This is a genomic window from Brevibacterium picturae (assembly GCF_030453725.1).
Lineage (GTDB): Bacteria > Actinomycetota > Actinomycetes > Actinomycetales > Brevibacteriaceae > Brevibacterium > Brevibacterium sandarakinum_A.
In genome coordinates, this window is the sequence record NZ_JAKDJU010000273.1 from 1 (window position 1) to 2,762 (window position 2,762).

The 2,762-nt window shown below is 64.1% G+C and carries 3 protein-coding genes; 1 reads left to right on the forward strand and 2 read right to left on the reverse strand.

Annotated elements, in window-relative coordinates:
- Positions 1-900, forward strand: a 900-nt coding sequence (locus L0G76_RS15430; protein ID WP_304358022.1) for a DUF6716 putative glycosyltransferase, incomplete at its 5' end; no start/stop codon positions are given.
- A gap of 139 nt (positions 901-1,039) precedes the next feature.
- On the opposite strand, the gene L0G76_RS15435 is transcribed toward L0G76_RS15430, so the two are convergent.
- Positions 1,040-1,552 (reverse strand): GtrA family protein, encoded by a 513-nt coding sequence (locus tag L0G76_RS15435; protein ID WP_304358023.1) that lies wholly within the window; start codon positions 1,550-1,552, stop codon positions 1,040-1,042.
- Between the two features lie 70 nt (positions 1,553-1,622).
- Positions 1,623-2,762 (reverse strand): hypothetical protein (locus L0G76_RS15440; protein ID WP_304358024.1); only part of this gene is annotated, 1,140 nt, incomplete at its 5' end.

A 2,762-nucleotide genomic window follows, 5' to 3' on the forward strand; every position in this document is an offset into this window, starting at 1 on the left:
CTGCTCGAGCACCGACCGGCTCTCATCTCGGGGCTGCCCGGCATGGGCCTGCCCGCCAGCGGCAAGGGAATGAACTACCGCCGGCTCATGGACGCATTCATCGCCCATTCCTTCACCGAGGTGGCCCAGTACACCGAGGTCAGCGCGCGCAAGCAGGTGCCCTGTGAGATCTACCTGGCCCGCCTGCCGATGCTGCGCTCACACGGGGTTCCGCAGCTCGCCGCCTCCGACGACGACGTTCCCCAGACTCTCGTCTTCGCTCCGCAGGCCAAGGTGCCGGAATCTCGGGAGGATCGCGAATCGATCGTGCGTGCCCTCGCCGGCTTCGCCTCGCATCACCAAAGCTCGAGCGTGGTCATCAAAATGCGTTCCAGGCCCGGGGAGCACGAAACGCACCATGAACAGCACTCGTACTTCGATATCCTCGACTCTCTGCGTCAGCAGGGCGTTGATGGCGCCGACCTCATCGACCTCGGCTATGGTCCTCTCGACGAGTTCCTCGTGCCCGGATCCGCGTTGGTGACGGTGTCATCGACGGCTGCCCTGGAGTCCTTCGACCGTGGCATTCCCACCCTGCTGTTCTCGGACTTCGGCTTCGACAGGGCCCTGCTCAACGAGGCCTTCGCCGATTCCGGCGCCACCGGCACCCTCGCCGAGGTGGAGGCTGGGGACATCGGCTTCCCCACCTCGGCGTGGTTGGCCGAGAATTATTTCCATGCCGACGAGGGCAGACTGCGTCGTCATCTGAGCCTGCTGGCCACACGAGCCAGGGAAGGTCAGCTGCCGAACCGGCGCAGTGCTGTGTGGAAGCAGAAACGTCTGCTCATCCGCGCCGAGCTGCGAACCATGGCCCCTACCCCGGTCGTCCGCGCCTACCGAAAGCTGCGGGCCGGGATCTGAACAAGACCCTCAGCTCGAGGTGCCCCGCCGATAAGCCGCTTGAGGGCCACGACGCGTCGAGAAACTGGTTGAGTGCCGAGACCCTTGCGCGTGCACCCGTGCCCCGTAACTCAAGCAGTTTCTCGGCGGGGTCCGTTGCTCAGTCCCGATCCTCGGGGACGGTGTGGTGCTCGTCCATCTCGACAACCACCTCGGCGGCCGGCGTTGCATCCTTGAACACCCACGTGCGGTAGGCGTAGAAGCGGAAGACCATGGCGAGGCCGACGCCGATGATGTTCGTCGAGATGTTGTAGGTCAGCTGGTCACGCATGTCGAGCAGGTACCAGGTCACGCCCAGTGGGATGACGGTGATGATCATTCCGGCCATGTTGACCGCGACGAAGAGCGAGATGCCGCGCAGATTCGATCCCGTGGTCCTGTCTCCGTAGGTCCAGAGCCTGTTGCCGATCCACACGACGACCATCGAGATGATGGTGGAGACGATCTTCGACTTGATCGGGCTGCCATCGAGCAGCGCGGGAATCGATCCCACGCCGTATGCGAGGACATTGGAGAGTCCCACGTCGACGATGTATCCCAGACCACCGACAGTGAGAAACTTGAACGCTTCCGCCGCAAGGCGCCGCATACGGGCCGACAATGACTCTTTCATTACAGTCACCGAGTCTAATCGGCCAGGTTTCGGACTCGCTGAATGCCCCCGATCGCGGCGTGCCCGGTGATCATGGGGTGTCCCCCGGGTCCCGGGTGTCCACGCTGTCCATTGCCTCCGCACCGGCCGAGTCGGCCTCTTCACGCGTGGTCCGCGACGTCTCACGCGTGGTCCGCCACGTCTCGCGCGTGGTCCGCCACATCGCCAGGACGAACAGCAGCGCGGTGGTGACGGCCAGCGCCGGCCAGAACGTGTACCGGAAATGGTTCGACGGCACGATGGGTAAATACCCGAACACATAGAACAGCGCCGAGGTGGCCAACATCGTGATCTCGGGCCAGAAGGTTCGGGCGTCGGCGGTCTTCGAGATCACCTTCTCGACGGGCATCGAAGTCGTTCCAGCGGATGCTCTCACCGCCGTGTTTACGCTCGTCGAACTCCGCCGCCGGGCACGGTACCCGAAGACGAGCAGGGCGCCGGCGAGGAGGGTCCAGAACCAGGGCTTGAACAGCATCGGGAATGTGTCGAGCGCGAAGTCTTCGACATAGGGCTTGACGATGTAGTCGGCCTTGTCGTTGCCCTGCTCGAGGCCGACCTTCGCTGCGTCGTAATGCCAATCGGCCGGCCAGTATTCCAGAGCCGAGGAGAAGAAGTAGAAGGAGAACACAGCGGCCCTGTACTCCACATAGCGCAGGGGGTGGGTGATGACCTCGGACAGCCAGAGATCCCTGAGTTCGTCCTGGTGGGCGATCGGCGAGAACGGCTCTCCGCTCGCCCCCATGTCGTAGCAGTTCCAGTAGGCGTCCCAGATCTCGCCCTTCTCCAGGCATTTGTCCCGAGCGGTGCTGATCTTGTCCTTGAGCTCGGCGGGAGCATCTGAAGCTTGGAGCTCGTCATCGGGCACGGAGAACATGACATCGTCGAGGAAGATCTGCGAGATCTGACCGGTGGCCGCCACGTCCTCCTGAGACTCGATGGCCAGGTCCGTGGCCTTGACACCAGCGCCCAGGACGATGAGGACGAGCAGGGAGGCAATGGCCGTGGCCAGCCCTCGCTTAGCGGCGAATCGCGACAGCACCCGACTGACACGCCGCTGACTGCCGCGCCGCGGACTGTCACGCCGCGGACTGCCGCGCCGAGGACTGCCGCGCTGCCGACTGTCACGCAGCCGCTTCACCAGCAGCCAGGCGACATAGACCGCGATCGGGAT

What these genes read in the sequence shown, in the direction of transcription:
- L0G76_RS15435 (WP_304358023.1), bottom strand. Translation starts at nt 1,552, where the DNA reads ATGAAAGAGTCATTGTCGGCCCGTATGCGGCGCCTTGCGGCGGAAGCG.